This window comes from Paenibacillus tianmuensis, assembly GCF_900100345.1.
In the GTDB taxonomy this organism is placed as follows: domain Bacteria; phylum Bacillota; class Bacilli; order Paenibacillales; family NBRC-103111; genus Paenibacillus_G; species Paenibacillus_G tianmuensis.
The window spans coordinates 1-17,946 of record NZ_FMTT01000010.1 but is presented as its reverse complement, the minus strand read 5'-3'; the positions used below and the strand labels follow the sequence as shown (position 1 = coordinate 17,946).

Genomic DNA, 17,946 nt, shown 5'->3' with positions numbered 1-17,946 from the left:
GTTACACCTCAACTCCAATTTGCTTCCAGATATTCATCGCGCTCTCTGCCCGTTCGCCCTGTCCGCGCCCGCTCACATCGCGGCGCTGCAAGACAGGAAGCGGAATCGGCTTGCGAAGGATCGAACGCTCCTCAGACTCTTCCCAGCCTTCGAGGATCACGTGCGCGTTGGTGCCGCCGTCGGCAAAGCAGTTGATCGCCGCGATGCGAGCCGTGTCCGTCCAAGGCATGAGTTGACAGGCCATCTCAAACGGCGACACCTGCAGATCATAATGCGTCATCGCCTCTTCGCCCGACAGGAACGGCACCATCTGCCGGCGCTGTAGCATCAAGACGACTTTGATAAATCCGGCGATCCCTTCCGCGCACAAAGGATGCCCGATGTTCGGTTTCATCGACCCCAATCCCAGCGGGAGGTTCGAGGAAGCGCGATACACCGATTGGATCGTCTTCAGTTCCAAGAGGTCGGTCACTTGCGTGCCCGAACCGTTTGTTTCGATATAGCGAACCGCTTCAGGCGATACCCCGCCTTTTCGGAGCGCCGCCTGCAGCACTTGTTTCTGTGCCTCAAGGCTCGGGGTGGCAGGTCCGGCGGTCCGTCCGTTGTTGTTGACAGCGACCGCTTTGATGACGGCGTAGATCGCATCGCCATCGCGCAAAGCCTGCTCCACCGTCTTCAGCAAGACCATACCACACCCTTCCCCGACCACGATGCCGTCCGCTCGTCGGTCAAAGAGGTGGAACGCCCCTTCTCGGTTCAGGATGTTGCGCTGTTCAAAGATGCGGTGCGTCTCATCGGTGGTCAGCAGAGAGACCCCGCCGACGATCGCCGACTCGATCTCCCCGCTCTGAAGCGCCTGCGCTGCCATGTTCATCCCCACCAGAGCGGAGGAGCAAGCGGTGTCCACTACGACACACGGGCCGCGCAAGTCAAAATACTGCGAGATGTTCGCCGCCAGATAGTTCTGTCCGACAGCCAAAATCGGGTTGCGCGTCTGGCCCAGATCCGCCGTGCTCGGCGAGTGCTTGCTGCGCGCCCCGAGGTAGACGCCGACCGAGCGGCCTTTGACCTCCTGCTGGGTGTAGCCGGCGTGGCACAAGAGCTTGAGGCTCTCTTCCAGCACCAGAAGGGCTTGCGGGTCCATCGCTTTGGCGTCTTCCTCCGAGAGATGGAAGAACGACGGGTCATACTGCGTGATGTCGTCGAGCAATCCGGCATAGAAGCCGCTCGAATACCCCCAGCGCCCCTGCGGCACCTCGCGAATGGCGGAACGGCCCTCGGACAGCAACTGCCAATACTGCTCCAGAGAAGCCGCCCCCGGCAGTCGGCAAGACAGGCCGACGACGGCCAGATCAGCGGCCCCAGAGGCCGGAGCCGCTTTGCGCACGGCTGCTTGTCCTTGCTTCGCGACACGCGGCTTGGCAGGACGACTCGGCGCACGATAAGAAGGTGCCGTCGGCTCTTCTTGCTGAACCTGCGTGGCCCCCGTCGCGTTGGCGAGGGCTGGCCCATGCAGAGCCTCCAAATGCTTCGCCAGCGATTCGATCGTCGGGAACTCCAGCAGGAGAGACGGGTCGAGCTTCACTTGCAACGCCTGCGCGATCTGACGCAGCAATTGCGCTTGCAAAATGGAATCGACCCCGTAGTCTGCAATCTGTGCATCGACCTCGATCTTGGCCGGGTCCATTTTCAACTCTTTTGCAAAAATCGACCGAACCCAAGCCTCCGCTGTCTGCCCTTGGCCGCCTGCCACCACGCTTGCTTTCTGCGCAGGGGCCGCCGGACGCTGTGCCGGAACCACAGGGGATGTCGGGAGCGCCGCCGTCTGCTTTTTGTGCTGCATCAGCGTTTGCGGATTCCAGAGCGATGGGTTGACCACGGCGGACATGGCGACCGGGCCGATTTTTCTCGCCAGCACATAATCGAGGAACTCCAGCCCCTCGGCGTTGGTCATCGTCAGAAGGCCTGTCTGCTCGTAGGCTCTGCTCTTGACTTCGCCCATGCCCGCCTCTTTCCAACTCGGCCATTGCACGCTGACGATCGGACATTCCGGACGCTTCGCTTCCGCCAGATAATCCATGTAGGCATTGGCCACCGCATAGTCGCTCAACCCCGCCGCGAGCGACGGGATCGTGGCCGACACAGACGAGAACGCGACGAAGAACTGCAGCGGCTCTGCGCGGAGACTGCGGTACAACGCGTCAAGTCCCGCCACTTTCGGCTCCAGCACCTGCTCGATGCCTTCGACCGTCTTGCGAATGAAGGCCGAGTTCTCTTCATCGAGCAGGCCCGCCGCATGCAGCACCCCGCCGATCGGGCCGAGGCTGCGGCGAACCGCCTGCACGCTCTCTTCGACCGCCTGAACATCGGACAGCGGCACAGACAGAACCATCACCTGCGCCCCTTCTCGCTCCAGAGCTTGGATGCCCTGAATCTTCCGGGAAACAGGCGTCTGCTCCCGAAGGTGCGCCGCCCACGTCTCGCGCGGCGGCAAGGTTTCCCGTCCGGTCAGCACCAGGCGCTTGACGCCATAGTGTTTGACAAAATGCTGCGCGCACAGATACCCAAGGCCCCGCGTGCCCCCGGCGATCCAGAGCACTTGATCTTCCGGGAACGGCGTTCGCGCTTGCTGCTCGCCTTTTTCCCATTCCTTGAGCCGCGCGCGATAACGCAGCCCGTTTCGCCAGCACGCTTCCGTCTCCTCATCTTCGACAAGGAACTCAGCGGCGATCTGCTCGGCCAGCCTCGTCTCATCAGAGACCGGCTCCAGATCGAGATGGCGGGATTGCACATGGCCATATTCGCTCTGCAGCATGCGATAGAGCGCCGCACGGGAGGCACCTGCGAGGTTGACCGTCGCATTCTGATACCCTTCCAGCCCCTTGGTGACACCCAAAAGCATCATCCCATCGCGGCGGCCGTGTTCGATCAGCAGCTGAAGCCAGCTCATCCATTCCGCCGACTCCTTGCGCTCCTGACCGCAGCCGACCAGATCGATCAGGCCGTCATACGCCTGCCAATCCAGCTCTTGCGGCTCTTGCGCCACATCGAACAGGCGGCTTTGCGGCAGTCTCTTCGCCAGCTCGGTGGCCAAACTGCGCGTCTCCGGCGTGGTCAGGATCGCCACCGCCCGGTTGACGCTACGGCTTGGAGCTGCCGAACATGGCTCCCACACTTTTTTCAGAAAATACATCTTGCGCTCTGCCGCCGTGCTGTTTCCTTGCCACTCGCCTTCGACCGGCTCCAGCACCAGTCCGCGCATCTGCACGCAGACCTCTCCCGTTTCGTCGCAGAGGTCGAGGTCATAGCCGACCTCGCCGCTTCGAATCAGCGCCCACATCGCAGACGGGCACGGACGGAGGATGTCCAGCGACTGCAGGGAGACCGGTCGGGTCGGCTTGCGGTCGGTCTGTTTCAGCGTAAAAGCGTTCACGGCCTGAACCGCAGCTTCCAGCAAGGTCGGGTGCAGCACATAGTCCGCTTCCGTGGCAAGAGCTGCTGACGGCAGGGCGAGCTTGGCCAGCACGTGGCTCTCTCCCAGATAGAGCGTCTCGATCCCTTGCAGGCTCGGCCCATAGGCCGTCCCCATCGCGCGGAAGGCATCGTAGCATTGCTCAGCCGTCAGAACGCCGAGTCCCGACTGCACCTGCAAGGCGTGCAGATCGAGCGGCGGTGCCGGATCGAACGCGCAGATCTCGACTTCGCCATAGCTATACAGCGTCGGAGCTTCCTCCCCTTGTGGGATGTCACCGCTGATCTCATAGGCGATCTCGCCGTCCTCCAGCGCATGGAGTCCGACATGCAGACGTATAGATTCGCCTGCTGCGACGATCGGTTGCGGCCAGACGACATCTTTCAAACGCATGGATGTCGGATCGTTCGCTTCAAGACCCGTCGCCAGCAGAGCAGCCGCTCGCGCCAGCTCCAGCTCTGCGACGCTCGGCAGTACCGGGTTGCTATAGACGACGTGATCGCGGAGGAAGAATTCGCGGCCCGTCAGCGTCGAACGGAACCGCACTTCGGTCAGGTCGGACGTGTTCTCGTGCACCAGCGGATGCAGCATCGCGGCGCGTCCTACGCCCGTCCCGCTCTGCACAGCTCCGTCGATCGGAAGCCAGTAGCGCTCCTTGGCAAACGGATAGCCCGGCAGCGAGATGCGACCTGGCTTGCCTGTTGCATATTGCCGGCTCCAATCGATCGACAGCCCTTTAGCCCACAGGTCGAGCAGCTTGCCGAACTTGCCTTTTGCCTGCCATGCCTCGATCACCGCCTGCATGTCCTCGTCCTGCGCGAAGAGGGCCAGTGTGTCCTTGTAGTGCTTGACATGTCCGTGGAACAGGCCGTCGATGCCTCGTTTGCCGGACAGGAAATCTTGCAGTTTGGCACTCAGTTCCTTGAGCGACGAGGCCAGCACGGCCAGACGCTCCTCCATCGTCTCGCGGCCCAGCTGCAAGGTGTAGGCGATCGCCGGCATGTCCGCGTCGCTGTATGCACCGCTCTCGACAGCCTGCAGCAAGCGCTGTGCCTGTTCTTGCAGACGGTCTGCGTTCTTGGCCGAGAGCACGATGACGTGCGGAGCCGTTCCGAAATGGTCACGCTGTTGCTCTACCGCTTGGTATTCCTCGATGATCACATGCGCGTTCGCACCGCCGGCCCCAAACGACGAGAGGCCCGCAAGGCGCGGGAACTCCCTTGTCTGACCGTCGATCTCCACCAGAGGGCGCTTCCATTCCATCAGCTCTTGCGGCACGACAAACGGGCTGTTCCGGAAGTCGATGTTTGCGTTGAGCTGTTGAGAGTGCAAGGACGGAGCGATTCTGCGGTGCTTGAGCTGAAGCAGCACTTTGGTCAGGCCGGCGATGCCGGCGCTCGCTTCCAGATGCCCGATGTTCGATTTGACAGAGCCGATCGCGCAGAACTGCTTGTCTCGCGTGTACTTGCCAAACGCGCGGGAGAGCCCGGTGATCTCGATCGGGTCGCCCAGCGCCGTGCCGGTGCCGTGCGCCTCGATGTAGCTGATCGCGCGCGGGTTGATCTTCGCCCGCTCCAGCGCTTTCAGAATCATGTCCGACTGCGCCGTCGGGTTCGGCACCGTATACCCGTTGGTCTTGCCTCCGTGATTGACAGCGGTCGCCTTGATGACGCCGTAGATGTGGTCGCCGTCCTTCACCGCTTGGTCGAGCGGCTTGAGCAGCACGGCGCCGATGCCTTCGCCCGGCACATACCCGTCGCCATCCGCGCCAAAACTTCTGCATCTGCCATCCGTCGCCAGGAACTTGTACTGGCTCAGGAACAGATATTTCCCCGCGCCGATCGACAGGTTGACGCCGCCGGCGATGGCGACGCTGCTCTCTCCGTTCAGAAGGCTCTGGCAGGCGAGATGCAGCGCGGTCAGGGACGAAGAGCACGCGGTATCCACCGTCAGGCTCGGCCCGTTGAAGTTGCAGAAATACGAAACGCGGTTGGCGATGCTGTAGAGCAGCGTGCTTGGGCTGAGCACATGGCCCTGCGCCTGTGCGAGCACACCAAGCTCTTGATACGGCTGCCACAGCGCCCCGACGAACACGCCGACCGACTGATCCCTGAGGCTCTGTCTCGTATAGCCGGCATCTTCGAGCGCATGCCAGACCACCTCAAGGAACATACGCTCCTGTGGGTCCATCAGCTCGGCTTCACGCGGCGGGATGTTGAAGAACATCGGGTCGAACTTGTCCACATCATCGAGGAAACTACCCCATTTGCTGTACAGCTTGTCGTTTTGCTTGTCCGGATCATAGTAGCGCACATAATCAAATCGATCCGGTCGGATCTCTTCGATGCAGTCCTTGCCCGCTTGGATGTTCGCCCAGAATTCCGCCAGCGATCCGGCCTGCGGATAGCGCCCGGCAAGGCCGATGATCGCGATATCCTGCACAGCCGGAGCGTGCGGTGTCATCGCGACCGTCTCGACCACATCTGCGGAACGCGCGGTCTCTTGAGCACTCGCCACAGCCGCTACTGTCGATTCAACCGCCGCCTCTACCACCTCATCCACTTCAAGCGTTTCCCGCAATTGCAGCAGCGAACGCAGCGTCTCTTCATACTCCTCCAGGAAATAACCCGTCAGATCTTCCAAGTTGCGGTACTCAAAGAACAGAGTCTTGGACAGCCCGGACCCGAACGCATCCTCGAACAGCTTGTTCAGCTCCAAGATCATCACCGAGTTGATGCCATACGCTTCGAACGCTTCCTCCGGCCGGATCATCGACGGCTCCAGCCCGATCGCCTCAGACAGCAGACCCCGCACGAATTCCTGTGCGCGAGATCTCAGCACAGCCACTCCACGGTCGCGAACCGCCTGCGTTTGGGCCGTCGACACCGGGGCCGCCGCCTGCACCAAGGCCGATTTTTCATAATTCGTCGCCTTAATCGAGAAATTGACGAGCCGCGCCACCACGCGCCCCTCCTCGTCGCAAACGGTCAGGTTAAACTTCTTGATGTCCGGGTTGTTCTTCGTCTTCGGGCTGACTTCGCTGTAGACGTGGCATCTGCGCGGCACGATCCCCCACATCTCCAAGCTTTCGATCGCAATCGGGATAAAATCGCGCTCGTCATCGCCGTGGAAGCGGTTGTTGATCAGCGCCGTCTGGAACACGCCCGTCAGCATCGTCGGGTGCAGCAGGTACTCCTCATACGTGTCTGCGATCATCTCCGGCAGTTCCAGCGTCGCCAGCGCTTCCTGCTCGTTGAGCACCATCTCCTGCATCGGCATGAAGCTCTCCCCGACGATCAAGCCCTCCGCATGAATCTGCTGATAGACCTGCTCCCGCGTCCAGCTCGCCGTGCATCGCTCTCGAATCGCCGCGAGATCGAGCGTTTCCACCTCGCTCTGCGCCAGCTGCCACGGAGCATATTCCAACGCCCCGGTCGCATGCACGACGCGCTCGGCCCCTTCCATTCTGTAGATCTCGTAGTCGGTGCGCTCCCCTTTTGGCAGCAGTTGAATGAACACATCAAACGGCTCTCCGCTCGAAGACAGTTGCTTCGCCCAGTAGCAGTTGAGCAGCTTGCTCACCCGCTGGCCCGGAAGAGCGAGTGCGCCGGCCTGTCTGGCCATCTCGGCATAGCACGCGCCTGGCACGTTGTATTTGTTGTCCACCACATGATCGACCTGATAGAACTCCGTGTTGTCATAACGTCGCTGGTACAGCCCCTGCTCGCCATCGACCTTGTTCAGATCGATCAGCCCCGAGCTGCGATACAGCGGAGCCAGAGCCCCCAGCTCGGCATAGTGCGCCTCGATGACCGCGCGCTGCCTGTCTTGCAGCAGATAGTCCAGAATCTGTTGCGAGGTTCCATGCTCAAACAGCAACGGCGGTTTGAAATCGACGCTAAAATACTGCGAGATCAGGTTCGCGATCTGCAGCAGCGACAGCGACGCCACCCCGAGCTGCTGCAGCGGCTGGCTGGCACCGATCTCCGCCGGAGCCAGGTGCAGCGCTTGTGCGAGGATGCTGTAGAGATCCCGACGGATCATCGTCGGCACATCCAGTTCTCGCACAGTCTCCGCCTTCTTGCGGATGCCAAAGTGCTGGTTGATTTTCATCTGGTCACCTTCGATCCCTACGATGTGAGCGAAACCTTCCTGACTTGCCAGATGCAGCGCTTCCCGGAGCAGGACCAAGCCCTGCGGCGTTTCCAGCGGCTGCATCCCGAACACCTTCCAGAGGTGCTCCTTCTCCTCCGGCTCCACGGTCATCCCGCCGTTCGCCCAGAGCGGCCAGTTGATCGCCAGCGACAGACCGCTGCGCCTGCCCTCGGCGACGAGCTGCTGCCGGTGCGCCGCATACGCATCCATGAAGCTGTTGCCCGAAGAATAATCGCACTGCCCTTGATTGGGCATCAGCGCTGCAATCGACGAGAACATGACAAAAAAGTCCAGTTCGTCGCCGGCCGTCGCGTCGTCCAGATGGAGCGTCCCCGCGAGTTTGGGCTGCAGGACTTTTTCAAAAGACTCGGTTGTTTTGCGCAGGATGAAGCTGTCTTCAATCAACCCGCTTCCCTGCAAAACGCCGTGGATGCTGCCATAGGTCGCACGCGCTTGCTCCACCGCCGCACGCACTTGTCCGGCATCGCCGAGGTCCGCCCGAATGTACAGGCCGGAGCCGCCCAGACTTGCCAGCCTGTCAAGCTGTGCCGCGATTCTCTCATCCTGCTCTCTTCGCCCGAGCAACACGACCTTCGCCTGATATTCCTTGGCCAGATAGTCGGAGAAAATCTGCCCCAGGCCGCCCGTGCCGCCTGCGATCAGATACACCCCGCCTTGGCGCAGCGCATAAGCCTGCTTCTGCAAGCCGCCCGCCACGGTCACCATCTCGCGCAGCTGCCTTGTCCCGCCTACATATCTCACTTCATGCAGCGGGGCCGGAGCACTCGCAAACAGCTCCTCCAGCAGCGCCCGGCCGCAGTTTTCAAAGCGATCCGTGAACGCCGCCACCTCCAGATGAAGGCGCGGGTACTCATACTTCAGCGTGCGAGCCAGCCCGCCGGCCGCATACAGGGCGGGCAGCGCCTCGGACGACATGCTCTCGCCGGCGTAGAGGATCTTGATCGGCTCTTTAAACCGGCTCTTAATCAGAGCTCCTGCCAGCACGAGCAGCCCCCGCAGGTCTTCCACCCCCGGACGGACGGCCGGCACGAGAATCTGCCGCACGGCAAACCCGCTCGCCTTGACCTCCTGCAGCGCTTCCAGATAGCGATCCGGGTCCTGCTCGGCGATCGTCAAGCGCCGGAACGGCACCTCCTCGCCCAGTTCGCCGCGCATCCAATCGGCCAGCGACTCCGAACCGTTGAGGAGGAGCAAGCCCTTCGCCTCCGCTTCCGGACCGCAGGCTTCCTCCCGCCACTTCGAGGTGTAATAGAGCAGCCCCTGTTTGCTCGGCGCTTCTTTTCTCGTTTCTTCGTTCCTTGCTTCTTCTTTTCTCACCAACGCCCGCTTCGTAAAATTCTTCACCGAAGCCAGCACGCGACCTTCGCCGTCGCAGAGATACAGGTCGAACTGGATCGAACCGCTCTGCTGCACCTGACGCTGCTTAACATAGTAATAGCGCACCGCTTCCAAGCTTCCCGCAACCGTGAAGCTCTCCGCATAATACGGCACATACTGCGATTCGCTCGCCGTGCCGTTTCGCACGCTCAAGCACACCGCCGTCTGCAGCGCCCCGTCCAGAATGCCGGCTGCAATGCGCCCGTGATTCCGGACGTCCACCTCCGCAATCGCCTCGTCAGCCGAGTAGTGCAGCGTCTCGATCACCTGGAACGAAGGCCCGTACACCAGACCGTTTTCGGAAAAGAGACCATACAGCTCGGCCTTCGATTCCTTCGTCTCGCAGCGCTTGCGAATCTCCTCCACCTCGATGCGCTCTTCCGTCCGCGCCACCTGCTTGAGCAGGCGGCCTTGGCAGTGCAGGTCCACACCCGAACGGATGCGCACAGCCCGGTCGCTTCCTTCCTCCTTCACGTTCAAGAGGAGGGTGCGCGGCTCGTCGAGAACGGCCAGCGGCTTCAGCCAGTACACATCTTGGAACGTCACACCGGCTGTCCACTCTTCCTTCAGCTCTCCGACGATCAGGTCCAGATAGCCCACGCCCGGCAGCACTTTCTGCCGCTGAACGAGATGGTCTTGCACCATCCGCTCCGTAGCAGGGAGCAGGATCTGCTTGTCGCCGGAAGCCGCATTCGCATCCGCCTTCACCGTCTTCGGCTCAAACCAGCAGCGCAACCGCTCAAACGGATACCCCGGCACCTCGATGCGAGAACCGTGGAAGCTCGCCTGCTCCCATTCGATCCCCTCGCCCTTCACCCAAGCCTCGGCGAGCAGGAACAGATCGTCCGTCGACGTAGCGACCTGCACAGGCGCGTCAGGCTTCGTCACCGCGACGCCTTGGAACAGCGACAGCGAGGCCTGCTCGCTCACATACCGCTCCAGCTCCTCCACCACCTGCTCCACCGACGAAGCGACCATCGCCAGACGCTCCTCGAACTCCTCGCGCCCGAACATCAGCGTGAACGCGAGATCGTCCACATGCACAGACTGTCCGGCTTCGCTTTGCAAAAATGTGAGCAGTCGCTCAGCCGATGCCCGCAACTTCCCTTTTTTTGCAGACAAAAGCACCAACCGCTTCTGCGACGCGCTCTTGGCGCGAGGTCTGTTGCTGCGCGGCGGCTCTTCCAAGATCACATGCGCATTGACGCCGCCCATGCCAAACCCGCTGACCCCCGCCTGTCTCGGCAGCAGCTTGCCTTCGATGCGCCGCTTCTTCCACGCGGTCGGAGCCGTGACGAGGCCAAACGGCGACCCCTCAAACGAGATGTACGGATTGATCTCTGTAAAATTGAGCAGCTCCGGCAGCACGCCATGCTTCATCGCCAGCAGCACCTTGATGATCGAAGCCATCCCGGCCGCGCTCTCCAGATGGCCGATGTTCGTCTTAACCGAGCCGAGCAAGCAAGAGTTCTCGCGCGGCTGCAGGCCCCGCTCCTCATAGTACTGCCCGTATGCTTTCTTCAGCGCATTGATCTCGATCGGGTCGCCCAGCGGCGTGCCTGTGCCGTGCGCTTCGATGTAGGAGATGTTGCGCGGGTCCGCTTCGGAGCGCTGCAGCACCGTGTAGACCACCTCAGACTGAGCGGTCACGTTGGGGGCCGTCAGGAAATTCGAGCGCCCACCATGATTGATCGCCGTCGCCTTGATCACGCCCAAGATGTTGTCACGGTCTTCCACCGCCTTGTCCAGCGGCTTGAGGAACAGGGCCGCCACGCCTTCACCGCGCACATAGCCGTTCGCCGACGCATCAAACGTTTTGCATTGCCCGTCCACCGACAGCATGCCGGACTTGGCATGGGAGATGTACATCCGCGGGCTGAGCAGCGCATTGACGCCCCCGACGATCGCCGCCTCGCATTCCCCTTCCCGAATATCGCGCACCGCGTTGTGCAGGGCGACCAGAGAACTGGAGCACGCGGTGTCCACGGCTTCGCTCGGCCCTCTGAAGTTGAAAAAATACGACACGCGGTTCGCGAGGATCGAGTGTACCGTTCCTGTGGAAACAAAGGCGCTGATGTTCTCCCCCATCAGCTCGGCATAGTCGTTTTTCGAAACGCCCGCATAGACGCCGATCTTCCGGCCCGACAGACTCTTCGGGCTGTAGCCAGCGTTTTCAATCACCTGCCAGACCGTTTCTAGGAACAGGCGGTGCTGCGGGTCGATAAAATTCGCCTCTTTGGGCGAGATGCCAAAAAACAGCGGGTCGAATCGATCGACCTCCTCGATGAATCCGCCCCACTTGCTGTTCGTCTTGTTCTCTTCCTTTTGCGGGTCGCCGTACACATCCTCCCACTTCCAGCGGTCTTGCGGAATGACAGAGATGCTGTTGAGGCCTGCATTGAGGTTGTTCCAGAATTCCTGCGTGTTCTTCGCCCCCGGAAAACGACCGGCGATTCCGACGATGGCAACTTCTCGCTTTGGCGTTTGAGTCATCCAGATCCGCTCCTCTTTTTGCTTACAATCCGACCAGTTCAGAGATGCGCCGGTTCAGCAGGTCTGCCGTTTCGCGCATCAGTTTTTCGCCGATCACATTGACATGGCGCGCTCTCCAGCTTTCCAGCGGCGTGCCTTTCACCCAGCGGTTGAACGCCCCCAAGGCCGGGCCGCAATGCACCTGATAATCCACCGTGTGCTCGGCGTCCCCGCTGAGCGCCATGCGCGATGAATAGCCAAAATACCATTTGAAGATCAGCGCCATCTTGTGCTTGGGATTGCGCTCCGCCTTCTCGATCTCCTGCGGGGCCACATAGGCTTGCACTTCGCGGTAGACCTCGTCGAAACTGCGCTTGAAGTAACGCTCTTGCAAAATGCGGCGGGTCTTCTCATCGACCTCCTCCAGCGAGTTGAACTGGCGGTAGAGATCGTACAGCTTGTTCGCACGGGCCGGGAAAAAGACGCCTTTTTTCAAAACCTGCACGCGAGCGCCGATCTCAAACATGTCGCCCGCCGGCGCATAGGCCGTGTCCTGCACGTTCATCTCCTGCAGCAGATCCTTCACCGACTCGGACGTCTGCGCTTCCACCGTGCATTGGTTGATCGAGCCGGTCACGAGATAATCCGCCCCGAGCACGAGCGCCGCCACCGCCGCTTCCGGGGTTCCGATGCCGCCGGCCGCTCCGATGCGAATCTTCTTCTTGTATCCGTATTTGGCCATCATCTCATCGCGCAGGCGAACGATCGACGGAAGCAGCACGGAAGAGACCCCCTGATCGGTATGTCCGCCGGAATCGGCCTCGACGGTGATGTCATCCGCCATCGGAACTTCGCGGAGCAGATCTGCTTCCTCGCGCGTGATCCGCTGTTCCAGCAACAGCTTGTCGACGATGCGCTCCGGTGCCGGGCTCAGAAACGCCTCGGCAACTTCCGGGCGCGAGACTTTGGCGAGGATGCGGTTTTCGACGATCACGCCGCCTTCTGCCGAGCGTTTCAACCCTTTCGCCCGGTAGCGGACCAATGCGGAGTTCACCGCCATGTAGGCGCTTGCCTCCACGTTCCGCACGCCGGTGCGCAGGAAGAGATCGACCGTCATGTCCTCCATCGATGGGTTGCCTTGGTTATGCAGCAGGTTCATGCCATACGCCTCACCGCGCGTCAACGCCTGCTGAATCGTGCGGATCGCCTGTTCGATCTGCTCCAGCTTCATGCCGCCGGTCCCGTAAAAACCCAGCATGCCCGCCTTGCCGACCTGAATGACCAGGCGCTCAGAAGCCACGCCGCGATACATCGAGCCCGTGACATAGGCGTACTTCAAGTTATAATCCTTCTTGAACTCCTCATCGCCCAGCGATTCTGCCGTGCTCGCCCTTCTCGACACACGCACGACCGGCTCGCTCACAGCTTCCCTCACCGGCACGACCTCCACCGGAGCCGGAGCAGGCGCCGCAGCAGGCACCTCAACAGCGACTGCCACCTCCACCTCCGCGACCGACGCTTTCGTCACCTCAGGCACAGTCACAGACGCCGCCACAGCCACCAGCACCGCCTCTTCCGCCTCCTCCACGTCATCCGCTTCCGGCTCGATCACGAGCGGTTCCGCTTTGCGGCGGATCGTGGTGACGAGCTTGGTCAGGACATTGCCCGGCCCGACCTCTTCGATCTCGATCTCGCCAAGGCCCATCAGATAGCGCACGCTGTCCGTCCACTTGACCGGAGACACGATCTGCTGCACCAAATTATCCTTCACCTGCCGTTGCTTGTACGGACGCGCATAAATGTTCGAGATGACCGGAATCTCCAGTTTTGAAAATTCAAACGATTCCAGATACGCTTCAAAACTCCGCTTGCTCTCCGCCATATACCGGGAATGGAAAGCCCCGCTCACATTGAGCGGAATGTACATGCGCACGCCCGCTTCCTCAAAAAACGGCTGCGCGCGCAGGATGTCCGTCTTCAAGCCCGCGATGACGATCTGGTCCGGCGAATTGTGGTTGGCGATGTCGATCCCGTCCAGCCCGTTCTCCATCAGCACCCGGTCGATCTGCTCCACCGTAAACCCGATCACCGCCGCCATGCCCCCACCGCTCGCAAGGCTCATCAGTTCGCCCCGCTTCTTGACCATCCGCAGACCGGTAGCAAAATCAAACGCCCCTGCCGCAAACAGCGCATTGTACTCACCTAAGCTGTGCCCGGCCACATAATCCGGCTTGCATCCCGTCTCCTGCACCTTCTTGAGAAAACTCAGTGCGCTGACCACATACAGAGCCGGCTGCGTGTACTGCGTCTGGCCCAGCTGATTGTCCGGGTCCTCCAAGCACAGTCTTTTGATCGAATAGCCCAAGATCTCATCCGTTTGTGCCATCAGATCTGCAAACTCGTCAAACAGCGTACCTCCCATGCCTTTGTGCTGAGAACCTTGTCCAGGAAACACGTATGCTTTCATAGGTTGTCCTCCCTTTCTGATGGGCGATGAAATGAGTTGCTCCAGTTGCTCGCAAACCTTGTTGAAGTTCTTGAGATCCTGCTGATACGGCGTGAGGACCGCATAGCTTTGCGAGAGCGAATCCTGTTTAAAATTCCGCTTGGCCAGATTGGCCAGCGTTCCCGAAGGACCCAAGTCCACGTACAGGCAATCGTCTCCCTGCTCCAGCGCCTGCACCGCTTCGGCAAAGCGAATCGGCTGTCGCGCCACCTCCCAGAAATACTCGCTCCTCAGCGCTGTCTCCCGCCGCCCGGTCACCCCGGAATAAAATCGCACCCGAGGCTGGCGATACGAGAGCCCGCGCAGCCGCGCCACATAGGAAGCGGCAGCCGGATCAATCCATGAGGAATGGTACGCAAAGGAGACCGGCAGAATCTGATAGGCGATGCCTTTCTCCCGCAGCGCCTCCCCGATGCTCGGCAGCATCGCCGCCGGGCCGGCCACCACAAAATGCGCGTCCGAATTGATCGACGCCATCTCCGTGTTCTGACGCAAGAGCGGCATCCTGTCATAGAGGCTCGGCTCCTGCAGAATCCCGATCATCCCGCCGAGGAGACAGGTAGCCTCAAACGCCTTGGCCTGCTCCACCACCAGCTCCAACGCGACCTCCACATCGAGCACACCTGCCACAGCCGCCGCCGCGAACTCGCCCATGCTGCTGCCAAGGACCGCATCTGGCTTGACCCCGCGGGCCATCAGCGCCTGCGCCAGCGCATATTCCACCATGAAGATCGCGGGGTGGGTCAGCAGCGTCCGTTCAAACGGCTCGTCTCGGCGCTTGTCCTCCGCATACAGACGCGCCAGCACCGACTCCCCGACGAGCGGCGTCACCATCTCGTCCAACTTGTTCATCCACTTGCGAAACTCAGATACCTCCTCATAGAGCCCTCGACCCATCTGGTAAAACTGAGAACCCTGCCCGGAGAAAAGAAACACGACCGGCTTGCCCATCCATGCCCCTCCTGAACGCGACTCGTCTGCCTTGATTTATTTAAAATTGAACAATTGCCCCTGATTCTTGCGCATCCGAAACCGGACAAAATGCTCTTTTTGCTCAATCTGAAAATAGATGTTGTGCTCCAGCACATCCCGAAACGCCATACCCGGCTCCTTGCCATAAGAATGACCCGGATACACCCGCACATGAGGGGGAGTGGACTTGCGAATCCTCTGAAAACTGTCATGCATCTGCTCCGGGGAACCTCCGGCCCCATCGCAGACGCCGCAGCCTTCAATAAACACCGTATCCCCCGTGATCAGATCGTCTGCGAGCCGAAAACAAGCCCCGCCGGCCGTGTGCCCTGGCGTCAGCATGCAGGTGATCGGCGTCTCTCCCAGCCAGATCGTCTCCCCCTCCTCAAACGGATGCAGATTCCGACATGCGAACCCGTAGGCATCGATCTCCTTGACCGACATGTACGCCCGCGCCGCCGGGTAGAGCTCCAACAGCGGCTCCACCTTGTTGACATGATCGTGATGCGAATGTGTCAGCAGGATGCAAGCCAACTTCACCTCCAATGAGCGAAGCATCCCGTCGATCAACTCCAAGTCCCAAGCCGGGTCCACCACAGCCGCCTGCCGGGTGGCTTTGTCCACGAGTATGTACGCATAATTTTTCATGAACAAAAACTCAACCTTCAACGGGTGCAACTCATAGCTCCGCTTCATCCTTCCCCCCCTCTCTACAAATCCTAAAAAGCAAGCACAAAAAAATAGAGGAACGATCTCCTCTACTTTTTTGTGCTTGCTTTGGCTATTTTATATAACTTCTTCCACCTTGCACAACAGATCCTGCACGGCCTCCAAGTTCAAACGGCAGTCCTTGGGATAGGCGATCGCAAAGACGCGCTCCCCCACGACCCAGCCCGCAACTCGGAACTGCGGAAAATGAGAGTAAGCCGCCACCCAAGCCGTTCCCTGCTGTTCGAGCCCTGTGATCTCCAAAAACTCGAACGGCACCGCAAGGCCAGTTTTCAAGACTTTGGACAAGGCTTCCTTGGCCGACCAGTACAGCGTCATCAAGAGCGCCTCAGACCCCGGCTGCGCACCGATCCGCTCGCGTTCCCGCTCCGTCATCTGAGCCGCCAGCACGGCTTGCCGGGCCGGACGGATCTGCTCGACATCCAACCCCATCGGCAACGCTTCCGGAAACACGAGCGCCGCCCCCAGCTCGTCGCAATGAGAGATGCTCACCTGCAGATTGAGAGCGGCAGGGTGTACGATCAGCGGCTGGTGAAGAATCCCCCGATCAATCCAGATCCGATCCAGACGTTCTTCCTGCACAGAGGCCGCCACCGCTCGCTTGGCCGCATAGCGTCCGGCCAGATAGCTGGTGATCCGCCGCTCAAACTGCAGCCCTTCATAAAACGCCAGCTCGTTCGGATGCAGAAACGGGATCGTGGCCTGATACTCCGCCGCCGATTGCGCACAGCAAACGCTCAACCAAGCGCTGTACGGCCTCTCCCCCTCGCACGTCAAGTCCCTGCACGAAGCTCTCCGGAGGACACACTTCACCCATGCCCCTTCCTCTCAATGCGATTCAATATGATACCCTAAGTTCCTTCAACGCGCCGAAACATCGATTAAATTTGCTTAGGGATTTTCTAAGATTCAACCAAATATTCGATCAATGAACTTACGAATTGAACAACATAACCCATTACACTAATACAGCTTAATACTACCCTCATTCAACTTTGTTCGTCAAGGATTACTTACCAGAGACCTATTTATTCTATCCCCACGTCTTGGTATGATATGGGCAAATAAAATATGGTATAATGTTGTAAAATATACTGTTTTTTTAACAAAATACACAAGTTAGGGGATGACTATTTTGAATTGGTACGCACTATTCGTTGAATCCGGTCAAGAAGAGGTCGTGCAAAAGTTCCTGAACCTGTACTTTGATGAAACTTCCCTCCACTCTGTCGTACCGAAACGCAGACTCCCCGAGAAGAAGGCAGGCGCTGTCAAGCACGTGCTGAAGAAAATGTTCCCCGGCTACGTGTTGATCAAGACCCGCATGACCGATGAAGTTTTTCACACCTTGAAAAAAGTCCCCAAGTGCTACAAGCTGCTCAGCCAAGGCACGCTCTACTCCAAAGATGAAGGAACCTATTACTCCAAAATTGACGAACGCGAGATGTCGCTGATCTTGCAGCTGATCGGAGACGGAGAGATCGTTGGCTATTCGGGCATCTACATAGAAAATTCACGTGTCTCCGTAACCTCCGGCCCGCTGCAGGGCATGGAAGGCATCATCACCAAAATAGACCGTCACAAAAAGCGGGCGAAGATCCACCTCAACTTCATGGGTGCCGAGAAGATCATCGACGTAGGCGTGGAGATCCTCTCCCCTTGCATCCCGCAGCTACAAAAGGCCACGTAAAAAACATCCCAGTTCCGGTAAGGAACTGGGATGTTTGTTTTAAGCGCTGCTCAGACGAGTATGACTAGCAGATCATCGTGCAGAAGAAGCACGTTTGCGTATTGACTTCCCGCTCACAGTTGCTATCGGCCGTGTAGCCAACGCCTTGGTGAGTGCTGGTGTTGATGTTGATGTCTTTCACTTGAACGTCGAGATCGAACAGATTGGCCCACGCCTGTTGATTAACCAAAATAAGGTATCCAAAAATTGAAAAAAGGCCACTCTTTCGATAAAATCGATTCCACCACAGAACCCGATTCGAAAGAGGCGACCTCATGAAAAAGTCTACCACGTTTACAAACCTTGTTCAAATTCTTCTTAAAGAAGAAGATGTGATCAGCATACTGAAAGAGTTGAACTACAAAGATACAGCACGCAAATTTACAGCACATCAGTTACTGGTATTCTTTATGCACGCAGCTTTGGGACAATGGGATGGTTATCGCTCCGGTGTCGTTAAAGCCGAAATCTGTGGACTTCAAACCGTTTGCTTTTCTACCTTCTCATCCAAAG

5 protein-coding genes and 2 pseudogenes are annotated in these 17,946 nt (G+C 59.4%); 2 read left to right on the top strand and 5 right to left on the bottom strand.

The features are described from left to right. Position 1: 1 nt before the first annotated feature. The 4 genes and pseudogenes from BLO51_RS09075 to BLO51_RS09060 all read right to left on the bottom strand — a co-directional run. A pseudogene (locus BLO51_RS09075) lies at positions 2-11,488 on the bottom strand (SDR family NAD(P)-dependent oxidoreductase); the annotation flags it as partial. A gap of 52 nt (positions 11,489-11,540) precedes the next feature. Then, positions 11,541-14,954, bottom strand: a complete 3,414-nt coding sequence (gene fabD, locus BLO51_RS09070) for an ACP S-malonyltransferase (protein WP_090670083.1) — start codon at positions 14,952-14,954, stop codon at positions 11,541-11,543. A 36-nt stretch (positions 14,955-14,990) separates the two neighbouring features. Then, on the bottom strand, positions 14,991-15,671 hold the full coding sequence (locus BLO51_RS09065) for an MBL fold metallo-hydrolase (protein ID WP_090670080.1): 681 nt from the start codon (positions 15,669-15,671) through the stop codon (positions 14,991-14,993). 90 nt (positions 15,672-15,761) lie between these two features. Then, positions 15,762-16,445 (bottom strand): 4'-phosphopantetheinyl transferase family protein, encoded by a 684-nt coding sequence (locus BLO51_RS09060; RefSeq protein WP_090670077.1) that lies wholly within the window; start codon positions 16,443-16,445, stop codon positions 15,762-15,764. Positions 16,446-16,839: 394 nt separating this feature from the next. Between BLO51_RS09060 and loaP the strand changes: the two genes are divergently transcribed. Further along, on the top strand, positions 16,840-17,394 hold the full coding sequence (gene loaP / locus BLO51_RS09055; protein ID WP_090670074.1) for an antiterminator LoaP: 555 nt from the start codon (positions 16,840-16,842) through the stop codon (positions 17,392-17,394). Between the two features lie 64 nt (positions 17,395-17,458). Here loaP and BLO51_RS29165 read toward each other — a convergent pair whose 3' ends face one another. Then, positions 17,459-17,623, bottom strand: coding sequence for a hypothetical protein (locus BLO51_RS29165; RefSeq protein WP_167670143.1), 165 nt, complete (start codon positions 17,621-17,623; stop codon positions 17,459-17,461). 85 nt (positions 17,624-17,708) lie between these two features. Between BLO51_RS29165 and BLO51_RS09050 the strand changes: the two are divergent. After that, positions 17,709-17,946: pseudogene (locus BLO51_RS09050) on the top strand (IS4 family transposase); the annotation flags it as partial.

Excerpts from the sequence above, each read along its gene's own strand:
- fabD (WP_090670083.1), bottom strand. The coding sequence starts at position 14,954 with ATGGGCAAGCCGGTCGTGTTTCTTTTCTCCGGGCAGGGTTCTCAGTTT.
- BLO51_RS09065 (WP_090670080.1), bottom strand. The coding sequence starts at position 15,671 with ATGAAGCGGAGCTATGAGTTGCACCCGTTGAAGGTTGAGTTTTTGTTC.